Consider the following 25,897-nt stretch of genomic DNA (forward strand, 5'->3'; position numbering starts at 1 on the left):
GGCTTTGGCCGGCTTGCAATCATAGGCGGCATTGCATTTGCCCGCCGGGCCGATATGCAGGGGCGCATGACCGATCCGGGGGTAAGGAAAATCGATGCCTATGCACTGGGCGCCCGCCCTTTGCGCTATTTCGATTTCTGCATGGCGGCCTTTGTCGCCATATTGCTGCTGTCCAACCTGATCGGCGCGGCCAAGCTGTCGACCGTGGGCGGCTTCACCTTCGGCGCGGGCATCCTTTTCTTTCCGCTGGGCTATGTTCTGGGCGACGTGCTGACCGAAGTCTATGGCTATGCGCGGGCGCGGCGCTGCGTCTGGGCGGGCTTCGGCGCGATGCTGTTCATGGCGCTGATGAGCTGGGTGGTGGTGAAGCTGCCCCCGGCGGAGGGCTGGCCCGACCAGAAAGCCTATGAGGCGGTGTTCGGCAGCACCTGGCGCATCGTCTTCGCCTCGGTCACGGCCTTTTGGGCGGGGGAGTTCGCCAACAGCTTCGTCCTCGCGAAGATGAAGTTGCTGACAGAGGGCAAGCACCTGTGGATGCGCACGATCGGGTCGACCGTCGTGGGGCAGGGGGTGGACAGCCTGCTTTTCTATCCGCTGGCTTTCTATGGCGACTGGACCAATGCTCAGGTGGTGACGGTGATGATCACCAACTGGCTGATGAAAGTGACCTGGGAAGCGGTGCTGACGCCTGTGACCTATGTGGTGGTCGGCAGCCTCAAGCGCGCCGAAGGGCTGGACGTGTTCGATGAGAGCACGAATTTCACCCCGTTCCGGGCGAGTCTTTAGCTTCACTCGCCGGGATAGCGCGCGCTCACGAAATATAGCCCGTCCGGCGGTGCATTCAGCCCCAGCGCCGCCCGATTCTTCGCATCCCGCGCAGCCTCCAGATTCCCGATCGACCAGCGCCCCATGCCGACCATGGCAAGGCATCCCACCATCGACCGCACCTGATGATGCAGGAAGGACCGTGCCTCCGCAAATATGGCGATCCGGTCACCTGAACGCTCCACGTCCAGCCGGTCCAGCGTCTTCACCGGACTTTCCGCCTGGCAATGGACCGAGCGGAAGGTGGTGAAGTCATGCCGCCCGACCAGAAGCTGCGCCGCTTCCTGCATCGCGGCGGCATCGAGCGGCTGGATCACCCGCCAGACCAGCCCATTTTCCCAGGTCAGCGGCGCGCGGCGGTTGGCGATGCGATAGACATAGGACCGGCCGATGCAGGAAAAGCGGGCATGCCAGTCATCGGGCACCACCTCGCAGGCCAGGATCGCGACGGGCGCGGGTCGAAGAAGCGCGTTCAGCGCCTCCATCAGACGAAAGGGCGTGAAGTCCTTCGCAATGTCCGCATGGGCGCGCATGGCAAGCCCGTGGACGCCCGCATCGGTGCGCCCGGCGGCATGGATCGCGACCCGCTCACCCGTGACGGCAAAGATCGCCTGCTCGATCGCCTGCTGGACGCTGGGGCCATGGGCCTGCCGTTGCCAGCCCATGAAGGGGCGGCCGTCAAATTCGACGGTGAAGGCGAATCGCGTCATCTTTTCAGGCGTCGACCCGGCTGCCCGCAGGCATGTCATAGCCGCGCAGCAATTCGCCCGCTAACATCGCGCCCTTGCCCGCGCGCTGGATCAGCGTCGGGCGGATCGCGCCATGGCCGCATCCGATCAGCAGGCTGTTGTCGAGCAGTTCCCCGGCCGCGCCTTCATTTTCCTCGACATGGGCGGCCAGGATGCGAAAGCGCTCGCCGCGATATTCGAAGAAGGCGCCGGGGACGGGATTGAAGGCGCGTACCTGCCGCTCGACCTGATGCGCGTCGCGGTTGAAATCGATGCGCGACTCCGCCTTGTCGATCTTGGACGCATAGGTGACGCCCTCTTCCGGCTGCGCGATGGGTGGATGGAGCGCGATATCGTCCAGCACCTCGACCATCAATTTTGCGCCCGCATCGGCCAGCTCCTCCGTCAGCGCGCCGGCGGTCTTGTCCTCGACCGGGGTGACATGTTTGGCGCGCATCGGGCCGGTGTCGAGCCCCGCCTCCATATCCATGATGGTGACGCCGGTGACATTGTCCCCTGCGAGGATGGCGCGCTGGATCGGGGCCGCGCCACGCCAGCGGGGGAGGAGGGAAGCGTGGATATTCATGCAGCCGAAGCGCGGCGCGTCGAGAATCGGGCGCGGCAGGATCAGGCCGTAAGCGGCGACCACCGCGACATCGGCTTTCAGCGCGGCGAAAGCGGCCTGCACATCGGCATCTTTCAGCGAAACCGGCGTGCGGACCTCAATGCCCATTTCCTCCGCCTTGGCGTGAACGGGGGAGGGGCGCAGCGCCTTGCCGCGCCCGGCTGGACGAGGCGGCTGGCTGTAGACGGCGACGATCGCATGCCCGGCCTTCGCCAGCGCGACCAGTGCCGGAACGGCGAAATCAGGGGTTCCCATATAGACGATACGCATGGTGGGCCTTTTATCGGGTTTCGGCACCGGCCCGCGCCCCCACCCGGCCACCCATATGATACTGCCGTTGGGTGGCCGGGTGGGGGGGCGGGCCGGTGCCGCATCTGAAATGCGCCGAAGGCGTATTTCCAAAGACGCCCTCTCAAACCCCTTGTGTCCACGACTTGCAAGCCCTTATTCCGGTTCCATGGCTTCTCCTGAAATCGAAGCGCTGACGCAGGCGCTGTCCCGCCTGCCCGGCCTTGGCCCGCGGTCCGCGCGGCGCGCTGTCCTGCACCTGCTCAAGAAGCGCGAATCCGCGCTGGAGCCGCTTTTGCGCGCCCTTGACGCAGTGAACGACCGGCTGGTGACGTGCAGCCTATGCGGCAATGTCGACACGGTCGATCCCTGCGGCATCTGCACCGATCCGCGCCGTGATGCGCGGGCGCTCTGCGTCGTGGAGGATGTGGCGGACCTCTGGGCGCTGGACAAATCGCGGCTGTTTCCGGGACGTTTCCATGTGCTGGGCGGGCGGCTCTCTGCGCTGGAGGGCGTGCGGCCGGAGGATTTGAGCATCGATGCGCTGGTGGCGCGGGTCGAGGCGGGCGGTATCGACGAGGTGGTGCTGGCGATGAACGCCACGCTGGAAGGGCAGACCACCGCCCATTATCTGGCCGAGCGGCTGGAGCGGTTCCCGGTGCGGCTGACTCAATTGGCGCATGGCGTGCCGGTCGGCGGGGAGCTGGATTATCTGGACGAAGGCACTTTGGCGCAGGCGCTTCGGGCGCGGCGGCCGATCGCTTGAATTTTTCCCGCCGCCGGATTATTTTAGGGCGATGGCCATTATTCCAATCCTAGAGGCGCCCGATCCGCGCCTGCGTACCATCTCGTCTCCGGTGGAGGCGATCGATGACGATTTGCAGCGTCTGATCGACGATATGCTGGAAACCATGTATGACGCGCCGGGCATCGGCCTGGCCGCGATCCAGGTGGGCGTGCCCAAGCGGGTGCTGGTGATCGACCTGCAGGAACCGGAGTCTGACGAGGAAGACGCGCCGTCGGTCAAGAAGCCGATGGTGTTCATCAATCCGGAGATTCTGGAAGGCTCGGAAGACCTGTCAGTCTATAATGAAGGCTGCCTGTCGGTCCCCGACCAGTTTGCGGAAGTGGAACGGCCTGCAAGCATCCGGGCGAGCTGGATGGACCGCGATGGACGGATCCATGAGGAGCGGCTGGAAGGTCTGCTTGCCACCTGCCTCCAGCATGAGATGGATCATTTGCAGGGCGTGCTGTTCATCGACCATCTCTCCCGGTTGAAGCGGGATATGCTGATGAAGAAGCTGACCAAGGCGCGCAAGGCGGCCTGAGCGGTTCGGCTTGTGGGGTAGGGGAGGCCGGTTTTGGCCAATAGGGGACGTTGATAATATCGTCATCCCAGCGAAAGCTGGGATCGCGTTAGGTTAGGTCGTACGCTATCGCCTAAGTCCCAGCTTTTAAGTTCCCAGCTTTCGCTGGGATGACGGCAATGGTGTCGGCTTCCCACCCTACTCTACCATTCCCGAATTCGCCTCTTTCGCTTCAATCCTGCTTCAATATATGCATTGCCAGCACCGTCATGGCCTCGCTGGCGGTGGCGATGACCTTGTCGGCCTCGGGCGCCCAGAAGGGGCTATGGAGCGAAGGGAGGCTGATCTCGCCCGCCGCGGCCTTGGCCATCTGGTCCGCCGGAACGCCGCCGACCCAGAAGATGAAGCTTTCGATGCTCTTGTCAGCCCGATAATAGCGGCCGAAATCCTCGCCCGCCATGGACGGCTTGGTCTCGTTGACCGTGTCTGCGGGGAAATGCGCCTTCAGCACATCCGCCATCCGGTTGGCGAAGGCGGGCGGGTTGTAGGTGGATGGGGTGAATTCGTCCTTCACGGAAATCACCGGCATTTTGTCGTCGGGAACGCCCGCCGCAATGGCTTCGCCCCTGGCGATGCGCTCTATGCCCCGGATCAGCTTTTCCCGCGTCTCGTCCGAATAGCTGCGCACCGTCAGCAGCAGCTTCGCATCATCGGGAATCACATTATGCTTGGCGCCGCCCATGAAGCTGCCGACCGTGACCACGGCGGGGTCGAACGGGTCTTGTTCCCGGCTGACCAGTGTTTGCAGCGCGGTCACGATACGCGCGCCCAGCACGATCGGGTCGCGTGTGGTCTGCGGGTAGGCGCCATGGCCGCCCGTGCCCCGCACCAGCAAGTCGACGCTGTCGACATTGGCGAGCGCGAAGCCGGGCGTATAACCGATCTTGCCCGCCTCCAGATTAGCGGCGTCGTGGAAGGCGATGGCGTGGGTCGGCCTCGGGAAGCGGGTGTAGAGTCCGTCCTCCAGCATCAGCCGGGCGCCGCGTCCCACTTCCTCGGCGGGTTGGAGGATCATCACCAGCGTGCCCTTCCACTCCTCCTTCATCGAGGACAGGAGCCGGGCCGTTTCGATGAAGGCGGTCATATGCGTGTCATGACCGCAGGCGTGCATGACGCCGGTCTCGGCACCTTCGGCCGTCTTGGCCTTGACCTTGGACGCGAATTCCAGGCCCGTCTGCTCGGTGACGGGCAGGGCGTCCATGTCGGCGCGGATCAGCAGCACCGGGCCGGACCCGTTCTTCATCACGGCGACGACGCCGGTGCCGCCGACCTTCTCGGTAACGGCGAACTTCATCGCCTTGAGGCGGCGGGCAAGCTTGGCGGCGGTGGAGAACTCCTGCTCCGACAGTTCGGGATTGGCGTGCAGGTCGCGATACAGCGTCATCAGGCCGTCCATGTCCTTCGCGATGGTCGTCGCGATGGCACTGGGCGGTGGGGCGGCCATTGCGGGCGTCACCGCATCGGTCTGCGCATGGGCAACAGAAGAAAGGCTGGCGGCGGCCATGATGGCCGTCAACGCTTGACGCATCGATTGGTCTCCCTGGAAGGCTGCGGCAGCATAGGAGGAATTTGTCGGGGTTTTAAGAGGGGGTGGAATTTCCCCAATTGGCCGCTGCTCCCAGCCGCTTGTTTATTGCGCGGTCCAGCCGCCGTCGATGCTCATATTGGCCCCGGTGATGTTGGCCGCGACATCGCTGCACAGATAAAGCGCCATGGCGGCGACCTGTTCGACCGTGACGAACTGCTTGGTCGGCTGTCCCGCCAGCAGCACATCGTTCATCACCTGCTCGCGCGTCATCCCTCGCGCCTTCATCGTGTCGGGAATCTGGTTTTCCACCAGCGGCGTCCAGACATAGCCCGGCGAAATGCAATTGGCCGTGATGCCGAAGGTCGCCAGTTCCAGCGCCAGCGTCTTGGTAAGGCCCGCCAGCCCATGCTTCGCCGTCACATAAGCGCTCTTGAAGGGCGAGGCGGTCAGCGAATGCGCCGACGCCGTCTGGATGATCCGCCCCCATTTCTTCGACTTCATATAGGGAATGGCGAGACGCGAAGTGTGGAACGCGCTGTTGAGATTGAGCGCGATGATGAGGTTCCATTTGTCGACCGGGAAATCCTCGACCGGCGCGACATGCTGCATCCCGGCATTGTTGATCAGGATGTCGACGCCGCCAAAGGCACCCGCTGCCTCCTTCATCATCGCTTCGATCTGGTCGGTCTTGGTTAGGTCATGGCCGCTATAGAGCGCCCTGGCCCCGCTCAGCGCCTCCAGCTCGACCCGTTCCTTCTCGATCGCGTCTGCATCCCCGAAGCCGTTGATGACCACATTGGCGCCTTCCCCGGCCAGCGCCTTGGCATAGGCAAGGCCGATGCCGGAGGTCGATCCGGTGATGAGGGCGGTCTTTCCGGCGAAGGATTTGCTCATGCCTGCTTCTCCTTGAGATGGTCGGGGGCGTCGAGGTCGAAGGTGGAGCTTTTCCCGTTGACGATGTTGCGGGCGATAAGGTCGCCCTTGTGCATCACTTCCTCCACCGCGTCGCGGCCCTGAGACCAGTGATCGAGCATGGTGGAGCGGGAAAATTCGAAATCGCGCGCGCCGCTTTCCCAGGCGCGGCTGCGATAGATGAGGTGGACGATATTGACCGAACCCACGTCCAGCAACTGGCGCAGCCGCTGGGCGTCGGCATCCTCCTGCAATTCGGGCGGCAGCTTGTCGAGCAGGGCGCGGATGGCCTTATGCTCCTTGCGCAGCCGCAGATACTGGTCCGTCACTTGCCGGGTGCGGCTGGAAAACTGGATATCCTTGGCGCGGGAATAAACGTCCGTCATCTGCCGGGGGAACGGCCCTTCGGCGGGGAACAGGTCGACCTGGAACACCAGCATGTCGTCGGTCTGATGATCCAGCACATGGGCGAGCGGGGTGTTGGACACGATGCCCCCGTCCCAATACCAGCGCCCGTCGATCTCGATCGGCGGCAGGCCTGGGGGCAGGGCGCCCGACGCCATGATATGGCGCGCGTCGATCCGGGTGTTGCCGCCGTGACCGCGCGTGTCCCAATAGGCGAAATTGCCGCTTTCCACGTCGACCGCGCCCACCGACAGCCGTACCGGCCCGTCATTCAGCAGATCCCAGTCGACGCAGGCGTCCAGCGTGTCCTTCAGTGGCGCGCTGTCATAGAAGCTGATCGCGCCCGGCGTGCCTTCGGGCATCAGCGGCGCGGGCCACAGGCGGGGGCGGAACATGCCCGGCACGCCGAAAGTGGCGACGGTCCCGGCCGCCATCAGATGGGCGGCTTCGCGGATATGATCGATTTCCGGCAGGACAATGTTGGGCATGCCGCCCGAAACGGTGAGCCAGAATTTCTTCAGGCGGCCGAGCCGTTTGTGCGGGGGATTGCCCGCGATGATGGCGGCGTTGACCGCGCCGATCGAAATTCCCGCCACCCAGCTTATGTCGACCCCCAACTCGTCGAGTCGCTGATAGACCCCTGCCTGAAAGGAGCCGAGCGCGCCGCCGCCCTGCAACAACAGGGCGACCTCGCGGGGAAGGGGCAGCGGCGTATTGGCGCGGTGGCGCGGCTGGGGTTCGATATCGGCCATGTCGCAGCGCAATATAGAATTCTGCCGCATCATTCCAACTGAATGTCTCGTTACAATCTGTTCATCGGGCCGCTCATGCGCAGCAACCCGTGGCGCAACGGGACGTTTCCACAGGCGGCCGAATGGATTAGGCAGGGTTAGGAAAGAGAGGGACGAGATGCGGCTGGACGATGAACCGGAAAGCACCAATTTCGAAGTCCAGGACGGCCGTGGCGGCGGCATGGGCGGCGGGCTTGGCGGTGGCCTTGGGTTGCTGCTGCCGCTGATCGGCAGTCGCTTCGGCTGCGGCGGGATCGTCGTGGTGCTGATCGTCCTGGCGGTGATGGGCGTCAATCCCCTCAGCCTGATGAGCGGCGGCGGTCAGATGCCGCAGAGCGGAGAGGTGAGTCGCGACGCGTCCAAGCTGAACGATATCCAGCATTGGTCATTGAAGGTGCTGGGATCGACGGAACGGGTCTGGCAGCAGGCCTTCCAACAGGCGGGCCAGCAATATCAGCCGACGGTGCTGTCCTTCTATTCACAGAGTGGATCATCGGGTTGCGGCGCGGCGCAGAGCGCCATGGGCCCTTTCTACTGCCCGAACGACAAGAAGGTCTATCTGGACACGGACTTCTTCACCGAACTGCGCCAGCGCTTCGGCGCGCCCGGCGATTTCGCCCAGGCCTATGTGATCGCGCATGAGGTCGGCCATCATGTGCAGGATCTGGAGGGCACTCTGGGCCAGGTGAACCAGCAGCAGCGCGCCGTCAGCGAAGAAGAGGGCAATGCCTTGCAGGTGCGGGTGGAATTGCAGGCGGATTGCTATGCGGGCGTCTGGGCCAAGCGCACGGGGCTGATGGAAGCGGGCGATCTGGAGGAAGGGATGAAGGCCGCGCAGGCGATCGGTGACGATACGCTGCAAAAGGCGGCTGGAAGGCGTCCGGTGCCGGAGAGCTTCACCCATGGCACCAGCGAGCAGCGGATGAACTGGCTGCGCAAGGGACTGGACAGCGGCGATCCCGCCCAGTGCGATACGTTCAAGGGGGCGTGACGCCCCTTATCGGGGTACTTCGTCCGGCGGCGGCGGAGCGTTCTCGACCGGAGGCTGCGATACAGCAGGAGCATCGGGCAGGCCCGCGCCCGGCGTCAGAAAAGGTTTTCCGGCCTCGGGCATGGGCTGACCGAAAGAGGCAATCCCGTCGGAGCTGTCACTGACCGGAAGTGGAGGCGGAGCGGGTTGGACCGTGGGCGCCGCAATGGATGCCGGAATTGCAGGCGCCATCGTCTCTTTCGTCTGAGGCACGAAACTCTGTACCGTCAGCACCACTATCGGTGCAGCGATCAAGGTCACGGCGGCAAAGGCCTTGTAGATCATATGGCACGTCCGTTGATGATCGCGCCATCATAGGTGCGGAGCGTAAACAAAATGCTGCTGCTCTGGGCGGGAAGCCGACATCATTTCCGTCATCCCAGCGACCCGAAGGGCGGCATAGTCAACGCCGGGATCTCAGGCGATAGCGCACGGCCTGACCTCACGAAATCCCAGCTTTTGCGGGGATGACGACATTCTCAACATCCACTTTTGACCAAAACCAGCCAAATCCCCCAACAAACCTAATGCCGGTCGAGTTTCGCCAGCAGATCCAGCATATCGTCCGGCATCGACTCGCGTCCGGCACGGAAGGTGGAACGCAGCGCATTGCCGATGCCCTCATAGGGCTGCGGCACGCCGATATTCAGGACGCGGCGCATCGCGCCATCCTGTATCTTGGCCGACCGGCTGAGGGGTTTACGCTGCATTTCCATGTTCAAATAACTGTCCAGGCACATAAAAGTTTCTGGCATTCGTCGCAAACGCACGCGATATCGGCTCCATTATGGGAGAGACTTGGGTGACGGACGGTAAGGCGGCTGCGGCCAGGATGCGGGCGCATTCGCCTTTTCTGGCGCGGCAGTTGGATCGCTTCCCGGATGTCGCCGGGCTTTTGGAAAGCGGAGATTTCGAGGGCGCCTGGGCCGCCGCGCAGAAGGTTGCCGCCCCGGACGACGGCATTGCGCGCTCCTTGAGGCGCAGGCGTGGCGCGGTGGCGCTGGTCACGGCGGCGGCTGATCTGGCGGGAGCCTGGGGATTGGACCGGGTCACCCGCACCCTGTCCGACTTTGCCGACCAGGCGCTGGAGGAAGCGCTGGCCGCCGCCATGGCGGAGCGTTATCCCGATGCGGAAAACCGGGGGTTCGTCGTTCTGGCGCTCGGCAAACATGGTAGCCGGGAACTGAATTATTCCTCCGATATCGACCCGATCCTGCTCTACGATCCCAAGACCCTGCCGCATGGCGAGCGGGAGGATCCGGCGGATGCGGCGGTCAGGATCGGACGGCGGGTCAGCGAATTGCTGAACGCCCGCGACGGCGACGGCTATGTGTTCCGCGTCGACCTGCGGCTCCGGCCTTCCCCGGAAGCGACCCCGATCGCGCTGCCGGTGGAGGCGGCGATCGGCTATTATGAATCGACCGCGCTCGGATGGGAGCAGGCAGCCTTCATCCGGGCGCGTCCGGCGGCGGGCGATCTGGCGCTGGGCGATTATTTCATGCAGGCGATCCGCCCTTTCGTCTGGCGCCGGAGCCTGGATTTCGGAGCGATCGATGCGATCACCGACATTTCCCGCCGCATCCGCGACCATTATTCGCAGGGGCAGGCCTTTGGGCCGGGCTATGACCTCAAGCGCGGGCGCGGCGGTATAAGAGAGGTCGAGTTTTTCGCGCAGGTGCATCAGTTGATCCATGGCGGGCGCGATCCCTCGCTGCGGTCCGGCAATACGCGGGAGGCCTTGCGGGCGTTGGCGGCGGCGGGGGTGTTCGAGCCGGAGGTCGCTGCGAAGCTGGACGATGCCTATGTGCTGTTCCGCACCGTCGAGCATCGCCTGCAGATGGTCGAAGACCGCCAGACCCACGAACTGCCCAAGACGGCGGAGGCGATGGACAATGTCGCGCGGCTGCATGGGGTGGCGGATGGCGCGGCGCTGCTCGACCTGCTCCGCCCGCATGTGCAGTGGGTGGGGAGCAATTATGACCGGCTGACCCCGGCGGCGGCCGAGGAATCCCTGTACCATGATGAGGATCGGTTGAAGGCGCAGCTTGCCGAACTGGGCTTTGCCGATCCGGAAACGCCGCTCGCGCGCATCACCCGTTGGCGTTCCGGCACGATCCGGGCCTTGCGCAGCGGGGCATCGCGGGAAGCGCTGGAGGAGTTACTGCCCGGCCTGATGCGCACGCTGGCGGCGGCGCCCGATCCGGCGCGGGCGCTCAATCGGCTGGACGACCTGATCGGACGCCTGCCAAGCGCGATCAACTTCTTCAAGCTGCTGGCGGCCCGGCCCGGCCTTGCGGAACTATTGGTGGAACTTTTGAGCCACGCGCCCACCCTGGCCGATGCCTTGGGACGGCGGGCGGAATTGCTCGATGGCCTCATCGATACCTCCGCCTTCGATCCGCCGCCCTCTGTGGAAGTGCTGGCTGAACAATTTGCGAGGCTGGAGGAGGGCGAGGATTATCAGGCCTTGCTCGACCGGGTGCGGCAGCGGGTCAACGACCGACGCTTTGCCCTGGGCGCGCAGATCATCCGGGGCGGCGATCCGCTGGAGGCGGGGCGGGGCTATTCGCGGGTGGCGGAGGCGGCCATCGAGGCCTTGAGCGCCGCCACCGTTGCCGAGTTCGAACGCGCCCATGGGAAAGTGCCCGGCGGGGAGATGGTGATATTGGCGCTGGGCAGGCTAGGGGGCGGGGTATTGACCCATGCCTCCGACCTTGATCTGGTCTATTTGTTCACGGGCAGTTTCGAGACGGAGTCCGATGGGCCGAAGCCCTTGGGCGCGACGCAATATTTCAATCGCCTGGGGCAGCGGATCACCAATGCGCTGTCCGTCTCGACAGCCGCCGGGCCGCTTTATGAGGTCGATACGCGCCTCCGGCCCTCCGGCGCGCAGGGCTTGCTGGCGGTCAGCCTCGACAGTTTCGCCCGCTACCAGCGGGAGGAGGCCTGGACCTGGGAGCATCTGGCGCTCACCCGCGCCCGGCCGCTATTTGGTTCCGACGCGGCGCGGGCGGCGCTCAATGCGATTCTGACCGAAACGCTGGAGCGGCCCCGGGATTTCGACGAACTGGCGCGCCATGCGGTGAAGATGCGCGGCGACATCGCCAAGCATAAGCCGCCGGCCAGCGACCTCGACGTGAAGCTGGTGCCGGGCGGCCTTGTCGACCTGGAATTCCTGATCCATGTCATGCAGTTCCGCCATAATATGGCCTTCGACCCCGATCTGCGCGAGGCATTGGAGCAGTTGGTCGCGGCAGGCCATCTGCCGGATGATCTGATCGCCGCGCATGACCTCATCACGCGCTTTCTCGTGGTCTCCCGCCTCGTTTCGCCCAAATCGACCGAGCCGCCCGAAGCCACCCGTCCGCTGGTGGCGCGCGCCTGCGGCGTCGAAAGCTGGGAAGCGCTGCTTGAAAGCTACGCGCAGGCCCGGCAAAGGGTCGGGGACGCATGGACGGCGCTCGCCGCGTCCTATCAGGAGGAATGACTATGCTGGACGTGGGTGATGCTGTCCCGGAAGTGGTGCTGAAGGATGCCGAGGGCGCCGACTTCACCCTGTCGCGCTATCGGGGCAAGCCGCTGGTCGTCTATTTCTACCCCAAGGCGGATACGCCCGGCTGCACCAGTGAGGCGAAGGATTTCACCGCGCTGTCCGCCGATTTCGCGGCATTGGGCGTGCCGGTGGTCGGCCTGTCCAAGGACAAGCCCGCCAAGCTCAAGAAATTTGCCGATAAATATGGCCTGACCGTCACGCTCGCCTCGGACGAGCCGGGCGAGATGTGCGAAGCCTTCGGCGCCTGGGTCGAAAAATCGCTCTATGGCCGCAAATATATGGGCATAGAGCGGGCGACCTTTCTGGTGGGCGCGGATGGGAATATCCTGCGCGTCTGGCCGAAAGTGAAGGTCAAGGGCCATGCTGCCGAGGTGCTGGAAGCGGCAAAAGCGCTTTGACCCTGCCCGCTTCCATTGAGGGCGTGGGCGCGGCCTGCGCGCATGTGCTGTTGACGCCCGATCCCGTGTCGAAGCTGATGACGGCGCGGGCGGTAGCGCGGAACTGGCGGCTGGGGCGGCTGGCGCACCGCTTTGACGTCGCGATGCCGGACCGGCCCGCCCGGCCGGAAAAGCCCGAACTCCTGCCGCCCAATCAAATGCCCAAGCGTGGCAAGATCGGCTCCGAACGGGCGCGGATCGCGATGCTCCACGCGCTCGCTCATATCGAATTCGTCGCAATTGACCTCGCTTTCGACCTGATCGGACGCTTCGGGGCGGAGTTTCCGCCGGAATTTACTGAGGAGTGGATGCGGGTCGGCGCCGATGAAGCGATGCATTTCGCGCTGCTGGACCGGCGGCTGCGGCAGCTTGGCAGTTCTTACGGCGCACTGCCCGCACATGACGGCCTTTGGCAGGCGGCCAGCGAGACGGCGCATGATGCGCTCGCGCGCCTCGCGATCGTGCCGATGGTGCTTGAAGCGCGTGCCCTCGACATCACGCCCGCCACCATAGAGCGGTTTGAGGGGGCGGGGGACGAAGTCTCCGCACGCATGTTGCGCCGGATCATGACAGATGAGATTCGGCACGTCGCGGCCGGGACGACATGGTTCGGCCACGCGACGAAGCGATTGGGCGTGAACCCCGCAAATCATTACCAAATCCTTGTGAAACGCCACTTTCGTGGTGCGTTGAAGCCTCCGTTCAACGACTCGGCGCGCCGACAAGCCGGTTTAACGCGGGAATTTTACACTCCGCTTGCACTATGAGTCGGGACATGTCCTCTTGATGACAGCGGGGGCGGCATCAGCCGCATTTTGGTTAACGTGGGGAGAACCGAGAGGCAAAAGCCTCCGGTCATATAGTCGGGGTCGGCATGTTGGTTCTTCATTCTGATAATGCGCGCGCTGCGCGATGGTTCCGTTCTGTCCTTAAAATTGCTGGCGCAGCCGGCATGGCGGGAGCGCTTTGCGCCGCAGTGCCTGCCCAGGCCAAGGCGGACGAAGACGATCCCTATGGGGACGCGTCGGAAATCAACACCAGCGCGCTCGGTCCGGCCGATGTCGGCTTTTCCAATCTCTTCTCCAGCCTTCAGCGGCTCGATGGCCAGGCCAAGTCGGCCAACTACATCCCTTCGGGGCGTCCGGTCGAGAAACTCTCCCTGACCTCCAACTTCGGCGTCCGCTCCGACCCCTTCAACGGCGGCGCCCGGATGCATAAGGGCATCGATATTCCGGGTCCGCTCGGCACCAAGATCTACGCGACCGCCGACGGCATCGTCAGCCGCGCCGGCTGGGCCAGCGGTTATGGCAATCTGGTCCAGATTTCGCATGGCGGCGGCATGGAAACGCGCTACGGCCATATGTCGAAGCTGCTGGTATCGCCCAACGCCTATGTCCATCGCGGCCAGTTGATCGGCCTGATGGGCTCGACGGGCCGCTCGACCGGCAGCCACCTGCATTATGAAGTGCGCGTGGACGGTCAGGCGATCAATCCGATCCCCTTCGTCGCCGGACCGGACTATCTGGTGGCGATGAACACCAAGCCGCCTATCGCCATGGGTGGCCCGACCAAGGCCCAGGAAAAGGCCGCCGAATAATCGGACATTCCGTCTCCCTTTTCAAAGGCCCGGTCCGCGAAAGCTTGCCGGGCCTTTTGCTTGATCCTATCTAAGCGGCATGACCGATATCGATCTGACTCCTTCTGCCGCGGCCCGCGTTGCCGCTATTGCCGCCAAGCAAGGCAAGCCCGCCATCTTGCGCCTGGCTGTGGAGGGGGGCGGTTGTTCGGGTTTTCAATATCGTTTTGGGTTGGCCGATATGGTGGAGGCCGATGACGTCACGGTCGAGCGGGATGGCGTGACGCTGGTGGTCGACGATGTCAGCATCGACCTGGTGCGGGGCTCGGCGGTCGATTTCGTCTCCGATCTGGGCGGGAAGGCGTTTAAGGTGACGAACCCCAATGCCACTGCCGGTTGCGGTTGCGGCACCAGCTTTTCGGTTTAATCGCCGCACTGCCCTTGCCGGAGGGCACTCATCCTCTTTAGGGATGCGCGCAAGGAGATTTCGTCCATGCGCATCGCCACTTTCAACATCAACGGGATCAAGGCGCGCCTGCCGCGTCTGCTGGAATGGCTGGACGAAACCCGCCCCGACATTGCCTGCCTTCAGGAAATCAAGACCTCCGACGACACCTTCCCGGTCAAGGACATCGAAGATATCGGCTATGGCGCGATCTGGCATGGGCAAAAGGGGTTCAACGGCGTCGCCATATTGGCTCGCGGCGAAACCCCGGTGGAAGTGCGGCGGGGTCTGGAAGGCGAGCCGGAGGATGAGCATAGCCGCTATCTCGAGGCCGATGTGAAGGGGCTGCGCGTCGCCAGCATCTACCTGCCCAACGGCAATCCGCAGCCGGGACCGAAATTCGATTACAAGCTGCGCTGGATGAAGCGGCTGCGGACCCGTGCGGCGGAAATCTGGGCGGAAGAAGTGCCGGCGATCCTCGCGGGCGATTACAATGTCATCCCGCGTGACAAGGACGTCTATTCGGTAAAGGCCATGGCGGACGATGCGCTGATGCAGCCGGAAAGCCGTGCCGCCTATCGCCGCTTGCTGGGCGATGGCTGGACGGACGCCATAGCATCGCGGCATCCGGCGGGCGGGCTATGGACCTATTGGGACTATCAGATGAACGCCTGGCCGCGCGATGCTGGGTTCCGGATCGATCATCTGCTGCTCAGTCCCGCCGCCGCCGACCGGCTGATCGACGCCCAGGTCGACAAGGACTTCCGTGGGCGGGAGAAGGCCAGCGATCATGCCCCAACCTGGGTGGAACTGACCGAGTAGGTTTCGGCATCGTCATCCCAGCGCCCCGAAGGGCGGCATAGCCAACGCATCCCTAAACCCGCGCCTTCTCTGCCACCTGGATACCAGGCAATGCCCCAGGATCGACCATATCCAGTCCGATCCACGCGCCGTTCCGTTTAAAATAGGCGATATGGTGCCCCCGTTGGAAGCTGGCGCCATCCCACACCACCACCTGCAATTCGATCTCGTCATGGCGGTGGACATGCAGCCAGTTGAAGCTCTGCGGCTCGGCATTGCGCAGCCGGGTGGAGGTCGCCGTCCCCGCCTGGATCACCAGCGCCGCTCCGGCATGGGCCACCATCTTTTGCGCCGCCTCCGCATAGGTGCGATGGAAATGCCCCGCCAGCGCGATGTGGATTCCCGCCTCGGCCGCCGCCCGCACCGCGTCTTCATGGCGCCCGACGGCTTCGCTCAACTCCCCGCCCTTGCCGATCGGCATGGCGAACAGCGGATGATGGGTGACGAGGATACGCGTCTTCTCCGCCGTCACGCGCGCGAAACGGTCCCTCAGCAGCCGCATCTGGTCATGATTGATCCGCCCGTCCTTGATGGTCAGCGACCGTGCGGTGTTGAGGCCCAGAATCGCGATCTCGTCATCTTCGTAAAAGGGGCAAAGATCATTGCTGATATACCGCTTGTAGCGACGCAGCGGCGCCCCGAAGCGGCGGGCAAGATTGTAAAGCGGCACGTCATGATTGCCCGGAATGACCAGCAATTTCATGCCCGCCGCGCGCAGCCGATTGATCCAGGCGCTGGCGTGCCGGAACTGGTCGCGTTTGGCGCGCTGAGTGAAATCGCCGCTGATGACGACCAGGCCGGGCTGATGCTGTTGCAGCCAGGCTTCGGTCGCGGCAACGATCTTGGGATCATGCGCGCCGAAATGGATGTCGGACAGGTGAGCGATGCGGGCCATGAGTCATGAACGAGCGCGGGCCGATATTGGTTTCGGACCCTGCCGCGCATTGGGGCGTTGTTGAGGCATGGAAATGAAATCCTTGCCGCAAGAGGCGGTGCTGATCGTCAATGTGCATTCCCGCCGAGGGGAAGCGCTGTTCAAGGACGCCAAAACCTTGCTGGAGCAGGCGGGCCTGCGCCTGATCGCCGCGCATGCGGTGAAGGAGCCGGACCGCTTGCAGGAGACCGTGGGGCAAGCGGTGGCGAAGGGCGCGCCGATGGTGATCGTCGGCGGCGGCGATGGGTCACTGTCCGGAACGGTGGATGAACTGGTGGGCAAGGATTGCGTCTTCGGCGTCCTGCCGCTCGGCACGGCGAACAGCTTTGCGCGGACGCTCGGCATTCCGCTCGATCTGAAGGGAGCGGTGGCGGCCATTGCCGGCGGTCGGCGGCGGCGGATCGACCTTGGCATGATCGATCAGGATTATTTCGTGAATGCGGCGTCGCTGGGGCTGTCACCGAAGATCGGGGAAACGGTGCCGCACAGGTTGAAGCGCTATCTGGGGCGGATCGGCTATCTGCTCTGGGCGGTCAAATGCTCCATAGGCTTTCGCGCCTTTCGGCTCGCGCTGGACGATGGGACCAATCAGCGCAGGATGTGGTCGACGGAGGTGCGCATCCTGAACGGCCCCTATCATGGCGGGGTAGAACTGTCCGATCAGGCCGATGTGGACACGGGCGAGATCGTGATCCAGGCGGTGGTGGGACGCAGTCATGCGCGGCTCGCCTGGGACTGGTATGCCAAATTCTTCAAGCTGCGCGACAGGGATGCGCATACGGAGGAATTTCGCGGAAAATCCTTCCGGGTGGAGACGGTGCCGCCACAGCGCATTTCCATCGATGGAGAAGTGCTGGCGAAGACGCCCGTGACGGTGAAGATCGCGGCGGGAGCGGTGGATGTAGCCGTGCCCCAGGCACGGTCATCCCCCTCCCGCGGACAGGGCTGAGACGCGCCTTACAAATCCTTCTCGTAGACTTGATAGACCTTGTTCACCTTGCTTTCGATCGCATCGGCAATGGCGTTCATGCCCTGATTGTCGTCCAGCACCCAGCCGATCTCGCCACGGGTCGCGCCATAATGCGCAGTCGCGTTGCGGCGGATATATTCGATCATCATGAAGGCGAGCTGGCTCGCCATGCGGGACGATTGCAGCCGCTGCACCACGCCCATCAGCGGCACGCGCATGGTCCGCACCTGCGGCTTCCGGAGCCACCAGAGCAGCTTCGCCCAACCGAAGGGAAAGAGCGATCCGTTGAGTGGCGCTATCGCCTCATTGAGATCGGGCAGCGTCATCATGAAGGCCACCGGCTCCCCTTCCAGCTCCGCGATCATGATGAGGTCGTTGAACACGATCGGCTTCAACTGCTTGCCGAAATGCGCCACCTCTTCATCGGTGATCGGCACGAAGCCCCAATTATTGCCCCAGGCGTCGTTCAATATGGCAAGGATGATCGCCGCCTCGCTGTCGAATTTCGATTTGTCGACCTTGCGGATGCGGATGCGTTCATTCTTCTCGCCCGACTGGACGATGCGCTGGATCAGCGGCGGGAACGGCCGGGTGATGTCCAGCTCATAGGTTTTGAGCTGCTTGATCGGCCTGTAGCCCGCGCCCTCGACCATCGCCTGATATTCCGGCTTGGCATGGCCCATCATCACCGTGGGCTTATGGTCGAAACCTTCGATCAGCAGGCCCGGCTCCTCCCAGATCGACAGCGAGATCGGCCCAAGCGAACGGGTCATCCCCTTGGCCCGCAGCCAGCCCTCCGCCGTCGCGATCAGCGCCGCGCCGACTTCCGCATCTTCCGCCTCGAACAGGCCGAAATTACCGGTGCCCGGCCCCATGCCTTGCTCGGACGGCTGGGCAAGCGCCAGACGATCAAGATGCGCCGACACGCGCCCGACCACTTTGCCACCCCGGCGGGCGAGGAAATATTGTGCCTCCGCATGGCTGAAAAAGGGGTTCTTGCCCGGCGTTATCAGGCTGTAAACCTCATCCTTCAACGGCGGAACCCAATTGGGATCATGGGCATAGATTCGCCAGGGCAGGTCGACAAAAGCCTTGCGGTCGGCCTTGGACATGACAGGAGTAATCACCAGTTCTTGATTGGCCACGGCGGAGCTTTCGCTGGAGAGATTTGGGTTAGTCCCAGAGCAGTTCGTCGCTTGTTTGGAGAATGTCAATCGGGACATGATCGGATGGCCCAACAGGACGAAATCGTCATGTTGTTGCCCCAATTGCAGCGCATTTACCCCTTAGGAACCAGGGCATGACTGTGCACGACCCCCTTATTGCAGCCGCGTCGCGGACGAAAAGCACGATCCCCGACGATGCGGCGATGCTGCGCGCCGCGGCCGACCTGACGCGCGAGCTGTCGACGGCCAGGCGTTCCATTTACTGGCCCGACATGCTGGCATCGGCCCTCTTTGGATATGCCGCGTTGGCAGGAGCGATCCTGACCGGTGATGCCGCGCTGGCGGTGGCGTTCGGGCTGGTGGCGATGCTGGCGCTTTATCGCGCGGCAAGCTTCATCCATGAACTGACCCATATCCGCAAGGGCGCCCTGCCGGGCTTTCGCTTCGGCTGGAACCTGATCGTCGGCATTCCGCTGATGATCCCCTCCTTCCTATATGAAGACGTGCACACACAGCATCATGCGCGCACCCGTTACGGTACGGCGAACGATCCGGAATATCTGCCGCTGGCGTTGATGAAGCCCTGGTCGCTGCCGCTGTTCATCCTGGTGGCGGCGCTGGCGCCGGTCGGCCTGATCCTGCGTTTCGGCGTGCTGACGCCGCTCAGCCTGATCATCCCGCCGCTGCGCCGCAAGGTGGTGGCGGAATTTTCCGCTCTCTCGATCAATCCCGCCTATCGCCGCCGCGCGCCGGAGGGGGAGTTCGCCCGCCAATGGGCCTGGCAGGAAGCGGGCGCGTCCCTCTTCGCGCTGGCGCTGATCGGCAGCGTCTTCGCCTTCGGCTGGAAGCCGCTGCTCATCTATATGGCGGTGCATTCAGCCATGACCGTCATCAACCAGCTCCGCACGCTGGTCGCGCATCTCTGGGAAAATGAGGGCGAGGCTATGACCGTGACCGCGCAATATCTGGACTCGGTCAATGTTCCGCCGCCGTCGCCCTTCGCCGCGATCTGGGCGCCGGTGGGGTTGCGCTATCATGCATTGCACCATCTGTTGCCGAGCGTACCCTATCACGCGCTGGGCGAAGCGCATAAGCGGCTGGTGGCGACGCTGGCGAGCGATTCTCCCTATCACAAGGGCAATTACCCCGGCATGTGGCCGCTGGTCGGCAAGATTGCCCGCTCGACGATGGTGCGCCGCTAGACGTTCAGCGTTTCCGTGCTCCTGCCTTGGCGGGAGCACGTCACCGGATTTTCATTCTTCCGTCCGGAACAGCACCGTCTCACCCACCAGCAGGAACAGCAGGAACGGCGCCCAGGCCGCCAAAAAGGGCGGGTAAGCCCCCAAATTCCCCATGGCGAGCGAGAAATTGTCCGCCACGAAATAGGCGAAGCCCAGCGCCATCCCCATCACGGCGCGCACGAACAATTGCCCCGAACGTGCCAGTCCGAACGCTGCCACGGACCCCAATATCGGCATCAGCAGCGCGGACAAAGGCCCCGACAGCTTGTGCCACAGGCTTCCCTCCAGCTCCGCCGTAGGGCGTCCCGCGTCATGCAGGTCGCTGATCGCCGCCTGCAACTGGCTGAAGGTCAGCGCATCGGGATCGACCTTGGCCAGAGTGAACTGATCGGGGCGGATATCATGGCCGAAGCGGACCGTGCCGATCTGCCGCTCGGTCCCCCTTGCCACGTCGAACTGCCGCGCCCCCTCCAGCACCCAGCTTTTGCTCGCGGGATCATAATGGCCCTTGGGCGCCTGGACGATGGTGGTCAGCGTATTGTTGATGCGGTTGAAAATCTCCACCTTGCGTAGCTGGACCCCCGTGCCGCGACCGGCGACGATCGCTGCCGTCACCAGATTATTGCCGTCACGCACCCAGGGGCTGGCCTTGATGCCGGTTTCGGGGGGCAGGGGGCCATATTCCACTGCCTGCCAGGCCGAAAGCCGGGCGGTGGAGCGGGCCACGATCCTCTCGTTGAAGGCATAGCTGATCAGCGCCACGCCCAGCGCCGCGGCCAGCAATGGCGCCAATATCTGGTGCGCGGACAGCCCCGCCGCCTTCATCGAGATGATCTCGCTGTTCTGGTTGAGGCTGGCGAGCATGATCAGCGTGCCGAGCAGCACGGAAAAGGGCAGGAAGCGAGCCACGATCTGCGGCGCCCGCAGCGCCACATAATGCCAGAGCTGCGCGTCGCCATTGCCTGCATAGGCCAGGACGTCCCCCGATTCGCCCAGCAGATCGAGCGTCTGGAGCACAGCGACCAGCATCGCCAGCACCGCGAAGGTCCGGGTCAGGAACAGCCGCGCCATGTACCAGCTAAGCTGACGCGACGGGAAGAAATTGAGCTGATGCATGGGTCAGACGGCTCCTTCCGCCATGGTTTGCACCCTTGGCCGCCGCCGAATACGGCCCAGCAGCCGGAAGACCTGCTTGGCGATCTTGGCGAAGGCATATTCCAGCGCGGCGATCGGCTGGCCTCCGGGCCGATGCGCGATCACATGGTACATCCACAGGATCAGCCCCGCGAACAGCAGGAACGGCGCCCACAAAGCGATGATCGGGTCGATCTTGCCCAGCGACCCCACGCCCTGCCCATATTCGTTGACCTTGTGATAGGTCACGATGAACACGATCGACAGGAACACGCCCAGCGCCGACGTGGATCGTTTGGGCGGGATGGCGAAGGCCAGTGCGGCCAGCGGCAACAGCAGCATCATCGCCACCTCGACCATGCGGAAATGGAAATTGGCGCGAATCTCGTTGCGCAGCTTGACGGGCGTGCCCGGATCATGGCCGATCACCACCAGTTCGGGGATGGTCTTTTCCCGATCCACGTCGCGCCCACGGAATTTCTCGATCTGCGGCAGGTCGATCGGCAGATCGTGGCTGGAAAAGGACAGGATTCGCGGTGACTTATATTTGGGCGCGTCATTGACCAGCACGCCGTCGCGCAGGCGGAAGATGATGGTGTCGGGATCGTCGGTGGCCAGGAAACTGCCCTGTGCCGCCGTCACCGCGACGGTCTGTCCATCCTTGCCCACGGCGCGGACGAAAATCCCTTGCAGGTTGCGGCCTTCGTCCAGGCTGCGCTCGATCCGCAGGGTCATGCGCTTGCCCAGATTGGTGAACTCGCCCACCTTGATCGACGCGCCCAGCGCCCCTGAACGCAGCTCGAAACGCAGCGCCTCATAGGCGTGGCGGGACAGCGGCTGAACGAAGCCGACAATGCCGAAATTGAGCAGAGCCAGCGCGATCGCAAACATATAGGGCACGCGCAGCAACCGGCCGTAGGAAAGCCCCACCGCCCGCATCACGTCCAGTTCGGAAGACATGGCAAGCCTCCGGAAAGCCAGCAGGATGCCCAGCATCAGGCCGATGGGAATGCCCAGCGACAGATATTCGGGCATCATATTGGCCAGCATGCGCCACACGACGCTGACCGGTCCGCCCTCCGCCGCGACGAAGTCGAACAGGCTCAGCATCTTGTCGAGCACCAGCAGCATCGCGGAGATCACCAGCGTTCCCAACATGGGCAAGGCGATCAGGCGGGCGAGATATCTGTCGGTGGCTGTCAGCATTTCTCTATGTGGTCGTCCCATCACCATGATTTGGCCGCAAACCCCCCCCATATGCGAGTCAGGTCGATTTGCGGGGCGAACAGGGGCTCGCCGTCCGGTTTCAACGGGCGGCTATAGCTTCACGGAGTTGGATGGTCATGTTCAAAGTTGCATTGGGTCTGATGTCGGTGGGGGCTTTGTTCGCCGCCGCCCCGGCAATCGCCCATGGCATGGAGATTGGCAACGACCTGGATCGTTGTTCCGCTTCGGCCAAGGGGCCGGCGGTTCTGGTCGACGTGCGCGGTTTTTCCGCCGCGACCGGGACGGTGCGTGTGCAATCCTATCCCGCGACCAAGGCGGCCTGGCTGGCCAAGGGCCAATGGCTGGGCCGCATCGACGTGCCGGTCAGGGCCAGCAATGGCGAGATGCGTTTCTGTATGCCGGTGCCGCAGCCGGGCAAATATGGCATCGCCGTGCGCCACGACCGCGACGGCAATGGCAAGACCGACATTTCACGCGACGGCGGCGGCTTTTCGAACAATCCGTCGATCAACATCTTCAACCTGGGCAAGCCGGGGGTCGAAAAGGCGGCCTTCTATGCCGGTCCGGGCGTGACGAAAATCACCATCAACCTCAAATATATGTGATCCCCCGAGCATGGTCCGCGTCGCCCTTTTGTCCAATCCCAAATCCACGGGCAACCGGCAGACGCTTCCGCGCGTGCGCAGCTATTGCGCCAGCAACCCCGACATCTTCCATTATGAAGTGGAGCATGTCGACCAGATCGGCCGGGCGCTCCAGACCATCGCCCGCGTCGATCCCGTCGTCATCGTCATCAACGGCGGCGACGGCACGGTGCAGGCGGCGCTGACGGAACTCTATCAGGGCGAGCATTTCCAGGGCCGCGTGCCGCCGATCGCGGTGCTGCCCAACGGCAAGACCAACCTGATCGCGCTCGACCTTGGCATTCATGGCGATCCGATCAAGGCGCTGGAAAGGATCGTCCAGATCGCCAAGGCGGGCGTCGACGATCATGTTGTGGCGCGGGAATTGATCGCGCTCTCCGACGGGCAGGCGGAAAGCAGGCCGGTGCTGGGCATGTTCCTAGGGGGCGCGGGACTGGCCGATTACATGCTCTATTGCCGCAACCAGATCTATCCGCTGGGCCTGTCCAACGGCCTCAGCCATTTCCTGACGGCGCTGGCGGTTGTCGTGTCGCTGCTGTTCGGCGTTCGTGCCCGATTCCTGCCGCAATCGAGCCATCCGGTGCGCATCTCGCTGATTCGTGACGGGCAATTGGCCGGACGCTTCGCGGTGCTGATCGTGACGACGCTGGAGAAGCTGTTGCTGGGCGTACAGCCGGGCGACAGCCGGCGCGGCAATATGAAACTGATGGCCGTCGACCAGAACCTGCCCGCGCTGTTGCGTCTCGTCTGGGCGAGCGTCACCAACCGGGTGGGGAAGGCGCAGATGCAGGGCATCCATCTGGAACAGGGCGACGTGATCCGCATCGAAGGGGACCACAGCAGCGTCATTCTGGACGGCGAACTGTTCGAGGCGTCGGAAGGCAAGCCGATCGTCCTGCGCTCGACCGAACCCGTGCCCTTCCTGCGCCTGGCCGCGTAAGCCCAGCCGGATGGGTGCGTTCACGAAGCACCCGCAGCGGCCGTCCTAGGCTACTCCATCCGTATCCAGCGCATAACCTGCCGACCGCACCGTGCGGATGATGTCATGATGGCGCCCATCCGCGTTGATCGCCTTGCGCAGGCGGCGGATATGCACGTCCACCGTGCGCAGTTCGATATCGCTGTCCTGCCCCCACACGCTGTCGAGCAAACGCTCGCGTGAGAAGACCCAGCCGGGATGCTCCAGGAAATGCTTGAGCAACCGGAACTCGGTGGGGCCGAGCGGGATCACCTGCCCGCCGCGGCGGACCTTGTGCCCGACCGTGTCCATTTCGACATCCGCGAAGGTCAGCGTTTCCCCCGCCAGCGCCGGACGCACGCGCCGCAGGACCGCGCCGACGCGCGCCACCAGTTCGCGGGGCGAGAAAGGCTTGGTCACATAATCGTCCGCGCCCGTTTCCAGACCGCGCACCCGGTCCTCTTCCTCGCCACGCGCCGTCAGCATGATGATCGGCACGTTCGCCGTGCCGTTCATGCGCCGCAACCGGCGGCAGACCTCTATCCCCGACAGGCTTTCGACCATCCAGTCTAGCAGTACGATGTCGGGCACATTTTCCTGCGCCAGCAGCAGCGCTTCCTCGCCGTCGACGGTGTGCGCGACCTCGAAATCCTCCCGCTTGAAGTGCCAGATGAGCAGTTCGGCCAGCGCCGCGTCATCTTCCACCAGCAGCATCTTGGCCCGGGCCATGCTCAGTCCTCCTGGCTCTGCGCACCGCCGCGTTCGCGGTCGGGCAGGGTCTGGCCGGTCGCGGCATAATAGACCATCTCCGCGACATTGGTGGCATGGTCACCGATGCGCTCGATATTCTTGGCAATGAACAGCAGATGCGCGCATTCGCTGATCGTCTTGGGATTTTCGACCATGAAGGTGACGAGCGTGCGGAAGACGCTGTTGTAGAAATCGTCCACGACCGTATCGCGCTCTACCACCGCGACGGCCAGGTCCGCATCGCGCGCGGCAAAGGCGTTCAGCGCATCCTGCACCATCTCGCCTGCGACCTGGCCCATGGAAGGAAGAAGCGCGATCGGCTCCTGCGTGCGTTGGTTGGCGGCGATCAGCGGAACGCGCTTGGCGATGTTCTTGGCATAATCCCCGATGCGCTCGACCACGCCGACGATCTTCAGCGCGGCGATCACGTCGCGCAGATCGTTCGCCATGGGCGCGCGCAGGGCGATGATCTCGATCGCCAGCTTTTCGACTTCCGCCTCGATCGCGTCGATGCGCTTGTCCTCGGCCACGACTTCCGCCGCCAGTTCCTTGTCATGGCGTTGCAGCGCCAGCATCGCCTTTTCGATGGCCGATTCCGCGCGACCGCCCATTTCAGCGATCAGACCGCGCAGCTTGTCCATTTCCTGGTCGAACGCCTTGATCGTATGTTCTGCCATTGTCTTTTTCTCCCCCGGTTCAGCCGTAGCGCCCGGTGATGTAATCCTTGGTCCGCTCCTGCCGCGGATTGGTGAAGATGTCGGACGTCACACCATATTCGACCAGCTCGCCCAGATGGAAAAAGGCGGTTCGCTGCGACACGCGGGCGGCCTGTTGCATATTGTGTGTCACGATCACGATGGCGTAGCGGCCGCGCAGCTCGTGGATCAGTTCCTCGATCTTGGCCGTGGCGATCGGGTCCAGTGCCGAGCAGGGCTCGTCCATCAGGATGACTTCCGGCTCGACCGCAATCGCGCGGCCGATGCACAGGCGCTGCTGCTGGCCGCCCGAAAGGGCCGTGCCGCTGTCATGCAGCCGGTCCTTCACCTCGTCCCAAAGCCCGGCGCGGCGCAGCGACTTTTCGACGATCACGTCCAGGTCCGCCTTCGCATGGGCCAGGCCATGAATGCGCGGGCCATAGGCGATATTCTCGTAGATCGACTTGGGGAAGGGATTGGGCTTCTGGAACACCATGCCGACGCGGGCGCGGAGCTGCACCACGTCCATGCTGGCGGCGTAGATATCCTCGCCGTCCAGCGTGATCGTGCCTTCGGTGCGGGCGCTCGCCACGGTGTCGTTCATGCGGTTCAGCGTCCGCAGGAAGGTCGACTTGCCGCAGCCCGACGGGCCGATGAAGGCGGTGACATTGTCCATGTCGACATCGATCGACACGCCCTTGATCGCCTGTTTTTCGCCATAGAAGACCTTGACGTCCCGCGCCGTCATCTTGGTTTCGACGGCGGGCGTCATGCTTTGTTGTTCATGGATCATGGCTGTCATCGCGG

28 protein-coding genes are annotated in these 25,897 nt (G+C 63.8%); 14 read left to right on the plus strand and 14 right to left on the minus strand.

Going from position 1 to position 25,897, the window contains the following annotated elements; translation table 11 throughout:
• Positions 1-66: 66 nt before the first annotated feature.
• Positions 67-786, plus strand: a complete 720-nt coding sequence (locus HHL26_RS09105) for a queuosine precursor transporter (protein WP_066561854.1) — start codon at positions 67-69, stop codon at positions 784-786.
• A gap of 2 nt (positions 787-788) precedes the next feature.
• Here HHL26_RS09105 and truA read toward each other — a convergent pair whose 3' ends face one another.
• Together truA and fmt are read right to left on the minus strand one after the other, a co-directional pair.
• On the minus strand, positions 789-1,535 hold the full coding sequence (gene truA / locus HHL26_RS09110) for a tRNA pseudouridine(38-40) synthase TruA (RefSeq protein ID WP_066561852.1): 747 nt from the start codon (positions 1,533-1,535) through the stop codon (positions 789-791).
• A gap of 4 nt (positions 1,536-1,539) precedes the next feature.
• On the minus strand, positions 1,540-2,448 hold the full coding sequence (fmt, locus tag HHL26_RS09115) for a methionyl-tRNA formyltransferase (protein WP_066561850.1): 909 nt from the start codon (positions 2,446-2,448) through the stop codon (positions 1,540-1,542).
• Between the two features lie 187 nt (positions 2,449-2,635).
• On the opposite strand from fmt, the gene recR reads away from it, so the two are divergent.
• The gene (gene recR / locus HHL26_RS09120; RefSeq protein ID WP_066558817.1) at positions 2,636-3,232 is read left to right on the plus strand and encodes a recombination mediator RecR; all 597 of its coding nucleotides are present in this window, start codon (positions 2,636-2,638) and stop codon (positions 3,230-3,232) included.
• 31 nt (positions 3,233-3,263) lie between these two features.
• The gene (gene def, locus HHL26_RS09125) at positions 3,264-3,794 is read left to right on the plus strand and encodes a peptide deformylase (protein ID WP_066558815.1); all 531 of its coding nucleotides are present in this window, start codon (positions 3,264-3,266) and stop codon (positions 3,792-3,794) included.
• Positions 3,795-4,005: 211 nt separating this feature from the next.
• Here the strand turns inward: def and HHL26_RS09130 are convergent, their stop codons facing one another.
• The 3 genes from HHL26_RS09130 to HHL26_RS09140 all read right to left on the minus strand — a co-directional run bounded on the left by HHL26_RS09130 (position 4,006) and on the right by HHL26_RS09140 (position 7,430).
• A complete protein-coding gene (locus HHL26_RS09130; protein WP_066558812.1) occupies positions 4,006-5,361 on the minus strand; it encodes an amidohydrolase in 1,356 nt (451 codons plus the stop codon).
• A gap of 102 nt (positions 5,362-5,463) precedes the next feature.
• The gene (locus HHL26_RS09135) at positions 5,464-6,255 is read right to left on the minus strand and encodes a 3-hydroxybutyrate dehydrogenase (protein ID WP_066558809.1); all 792 of its coding nucleotides are present in this window, start codon (positions 6,253-6,255) and stop codon (positions 5,464-5,466) included.
• Entirely contained in the window at positions 6,252-7,430 is a 1,179-nt protein-coding gene (locus HHL26_RS09140; protein ID WP_066561847.1) for a DUF3734 domain-containing protein, read from the minus strand. The genes HHL26_RS09135 and HHL26_RS09140 overlap by 4 nt, the downstream gene beginning before the upstream one ends.
• Positions 7,431-7,587: 157 nt before the next feature.
• Here HHL26_RS09140 and HHL26_RS09145 point away from each other — a divergent pair, with 157 nt between their 5' ends.
• Positions 7,588-8,460 (plus strand): neutral zinc metallopeptidase, encoded by an 873-nt coding sequence (locus tag HHL26_RS09145; RefSeq protein ID WP_066558806.1) that lies wholly within the window; start codon positions 7,588-7,590, stop codon positions 8,458-8,460.
• 6 nt (positions 8,461-8,466) lie between these two features.
• Here HHL26_RS09145 and HHL26_RS09150 read toward each other — a convergent pair whose 3' ends face one another.
• Complete coding sequence (locus HHL26_RS09150; RefSeq protein ID WP_066558803.1) at positions 8,467-8,784, minus strand: hypothetical protein; 318 nt, start codon at positions 8,782-8,784, stop codon at positions 8,467-8,469.
• A gap of 239 nt (positions 8,785-9,023) precedes the next feature.
• Positions 9,024-9,215, minus strand: coding sequence for a hypothetical protein (locus tag HHL26_RS09155; RefSeq protein WP_066561846.1), 192 nt, complete (start codon positions 9,213-9,215; stop codon positions 9,024-9,026).
• A gap of 71 nt (positions 9,216-9,286) precedes the next feature.
• Here HHL26_RS09155 and HHL26_RS09160 point away from each other — a divergent pair, with 71 nt between their 5' ends.
• From HHL26_RS09160 to xth, 6 genes are all read left to right on the plus strand, one after another.
• A complete protein-coding gene (locus HHL26_RS09160; RefSeq protein WP_066558800.1) occupies positions 9,287-11,986 on the plus strand; it encodes a bifunctional [glutamine synthetase] adenylyltransferase/[glutamine synthetase]-adenylyl-L-tyrosine phosphorylase in 2,700 nt (899 codons plus the stop codon).
• Between the two features lie 2 nt (positions 11,987-11,988).
• Positions 11,989-12,450: a thioredoxin-dependent thiol peroxidase gene (bcp, locus tag HHL26_RS09165; protein WP_066558798.1), complete on the plus strand. Its 462-nt coding sequence runs from the start codon at positions 11,989-11,991 to the stop codon at positions 12,448-12,450.
• Positions 12,447-13,256, plus strand: coding sequence for a ferritin-like domain-containing protein (locus tag HHL26_RS09170; protein ID WP_066558796.1), 810 nt, complete (start codon positions 12,447-12,449; stop codon positions 13,254-13,256). The genes bcp and HHL26_RS09170 overlap by 4 nt, the downstream gene beginning before the upstream one ends.
• Positions 13,257-13,363: 107 nt before the next feature.
• Complete coding sequence (locus tag HHL26_RS09175; RefSeq protein WP_197672718.1) at positions 13,364-14,086, plus strand: M23 family metallopeptidase; 723 nt, start codon at positions 13,364-13,366, stop codon at positions 14,084-14,086.
• A 79-nt stretch (positions 14,087-14,165) separates the two neighbouring features.
• Positions 14,166-14,492 (plus strand): iron-sulfur cluster insertion protein ErpA, encoded by a 327-nt coding sequence (erpA, locus tag HHL26_RS09180; RefSeq protein ID WP_066558789.1) that lies wholly within the window; start codon positions 14,166-14,168, stop codon positions 14,490-14,492.
• A gap of 66 nt (positions 14,493-14,558) precedes the next feature.
• The gene (xth, locus tag HHL26_RS09185; protein ID WP_066558787.1) at positions 14,559-15,332 is read left to right on the plus strand and encodes an exodeoxyribonuclease III; all 774 of its coding nucleotides are present in this window, start codon (positions 14,559-14,561) and stop codon (positions 15,330-15,332) included.
• Between the two features lie 52 nt (positions 15,333-15,384).
• Here the strand turns inward: xth and HHL26_RS09190 are convergent, their stop codons facing one another.
• Positions 15,385-16,266 (minus strand): metallophosphoesterase, encoded by an 882-nt coding sequence (locus HHL26_RS09190; RefSeq protein ID WP_066558781.1) that lies wholly within the window; start codon positions 16,264-16,266, stop codon positions 15,385-15,387.
• Positions 16,267-16,333: 67 nt separating this feature from the next.
• On the opposite strand from HHL26_RS09190, the gene HHL26_RS09195 reads away from it, so the two are divergent.
• The gene (locus HHL26_RS09195) at positions 16,334-17,254 is read left to right on the plus strand and encodes a diacylglycerol kinase family protein (protein ID WP_066558779.1); all 921 of its coding nucleotides are present in this window, start codon (positions 16,334-16,336) and stop codon (positions 17,252-17,254) included.
• Between the two features lie 8 nt (positions 17,255-17,262).
• Here the strand turns inward: HHL26_RS09195 and HHL26_RS09200 are convergent, their stop codons facing one another.
• A complete protein-coding gene (locus HHL26_RS09200) occupies positions 17,263-18,420 on the minus strand; it encodes a GNAT family N-acetyltransferase (protein ID WP_066558777.1) in 1,158 nt (385 codons plus the stop codon).
• Between the two features lie 155 nt (positions 18,421-18,575).
• Between HHL26_RS09200 and HHL26_RS09205 the strand changes: the two genes are divergently transcribed.
• Positions 18,576-19,643 (plus strand): fatty acid desaturase, encoded by a 1,068-nt coding sequence (locus HHL26_RS09205; protein ID WP_066558774.1) that lies wholly within the window; start codon positions 18,576-18,578, stop codon positions 19,641-19,643.
• A gap of 51 nt (positions 19,644-19,694) precedes the next feature.
• Here the strand turns inward: HHL26_RS09205 and lptG are convergent, their stop codons facing one another.
• The gene (gene lptG / locus HHL26_RS09210) at positions 19,695-20,798 is read right to left on the minus strand and encodes an LPS export ABC transporter permease LptG (RefSeq protein ID WP_066558773.1); all 1,104 of its coding nucleotides are present in this window, start codon (positions 20,796-20,798) and stop codon (positions 19,695-19,697) included.
• Between the two features lie 3 nt (positions 20,799-20,801).
• Positions 20,802-22,022: an LPS export ABC transporter permease LptF gene (gene lptF / locus HHL26_RS09215; RefSeq protein ID WP_066558771.1), complete on the minus strand. Its 1,221-nt coding sequence runs from the start codon at positions 22,020-22,022 to the stop codon at positions 20,802-20,804.
• Between the two features lie 131 nt (positions 22,023-22,153).
• Between lptF and HHL26_RS09220 the strand changes: the two genes are divergently transcribed.
• Together HHL26_RS09220 and HHL26_RS09225 are read left to right on the plus strand one after the other, a co-directional pair.
• The gene (locus HHL26_RS09220; RefSeq protein WP_066558768.1) at positions 22,154-22,648 is read left to right on the plus strand and encodes a DUF2141 domain-containing protein; all 495 of its coding nucleotides are present in this window, start codon (positions 22,154-22,156) and stop codon (positions 22,646-22,648) included.
• Positions 22,649-22,658: 10 nt separating this feature from the next.
• Positions 22,659-23,627: a diacylglycerol kinase family protein gene (locus tag HHL26_RS09225; RefSeq protein ID WP_066558766.1), complete on the plus strand. Its 969-nt coding sequence runs from the start codon at positions 22,659-22,661 to the stop codon at positions 23,625-23,627.
• Positions 23,628-23,672: 45 nt separating this feature from the next.
• On the opposite strand, the gene phoB is transcribed toward HHL26_RS09225, so the two are convergent.
• From phoB to pstB, 3 genes are read right to left on the minus strand one after another with little or no spacing between them, the layout of a single operon-like run.
• Positions 23,673-24,374: a phosphate regulon transcriptional regulator PhoB gene (gene phoB, locus HHL26_RS09230; protein ID WP_066558764.1), complete on the minus strand. Its 702-nt coding sequence runs from the start codon at positions 24,372-24,374 to the stop codon at positions 23,673-23,675.
• Positions 24,375-24,376: 2 nt separating this feature from the next.
• Positions 24,377-25,072, minus strand: coding sequence for a phosphate signaling complex protein PhoU (gene phoU / locus HHL26_RS09235; RefSeq protein WP_066558761.1), 696 nt, complete (start codon positions 25,070-25,072; stop codon positions 24,377-24,379).
• Positions 25,073-25,091: 19 nt separating this feature from the next.
• Positions 25,092-25,892, minus strand: a complete 801-nt coding sequence (gene pstB / locus HHL26_RS09240; RefSeq protein ID WP_269465587.1) for a phosphate ABC transporter ATP-binding protein PstB — start codon at positions 25,890-25,892, stop codon at positions 25,092-25,094.
• Between the last annotated feature and the right edge of the window lie 5 nt (positions 25,893-25,897).

Source organism: Sphingobium sp. TB-6 (assembly GCF_012927365.1).
Classification (GTDB): domain Bacteria; phylum Pseudomonadota; class Alphaproteobacteria; order Sphingomonadales; family Sphingomonadaceae; genus Sphingobium.